Below are 673 nucleotides of genomic sequence, written 5' to 3'. Positions count from 1 at the left end.
CTCGAAGTGGATGCCGACGCCGTCGCGGAGGCGCTCGTCGCCGATGCGCGCGAGCTCGCCTGGCTCGGCATGCTCGCGCCGGTCGACCGCTAGGAGTGCAGCGCCGCCGGGTACGGCGGTGCCCAGCCGGGCCCGGTAGCATGGACTCCTGATGATGCGCACGATCGATCTCCGCCACCAGCACCTCGGCCGTTCGGAGTTGCTTCGCCTGGTACCGCGCGCCGCAGTCGACACGGGCACCGCCGTCGAGCGGGTCAAGCCGCTCGTCGATGCGGTCCGGGATCGCGGCGAGGCCGCCCTGCGCGAGCAGGCCCGCGACTTCGACGGCGTCGACGGGCACGCACTGCGGGTGCAGCCCGAGCGCATCGCCGCATCGCTCGATACCTGCCCGCCCGAGGTGCGCGCGGCGCTCGAGGAGCTGATCGCGAAGCTGCGGCCCGCTTCGGAGGCCCAGGTGCCGGCCGAACAGGTGACCCGTTTCGGCGACGGCGCGACGATCACGCAGCGGTGGCAGCCGGTCGGCAGGGTCGGACTCTACGCTCCCGGAGGCAAGGCCGCCTACCCGTCCTCCGTGCTCATGAACGCGGTCTCCGCCCAGGCCGCCGGGGTGCCGAGCCTGGCGCTCGCCTCGCCGGCGCAGCGCGACAACGGCGGTGCACCGCACGAGGCGGTG

Annotated in this window: 1 protein-coding gene; it reads left to right on the top strand. The window is 74.1% G+C overall.

The features are described from left to right. Nucleotides 1-151: 151 nt before the first annotated feature. The coding region (locus ACFPZL_RS14050) for a histidinol dehydrogenase (RefSeq protein WP_382336032.1) at nt 152-673 on the top strand (522 nt) is incomplete at its 3' end.

Origin of the sequence: Leucobacter soli (assembly GCF_042659205.1) — a bacterium.
Lineage (GTDB): Bacteria > Actinomycetota > Actinomycetes > Actinomycetales > Microbacteriaceae > Leucobacter > Leucobacter soli.
The sequence above is the reverse complement of the archived record's forward strand: the minus strand, read 5'-3'. Positions and strand labels throughout refer to the sequence as shown.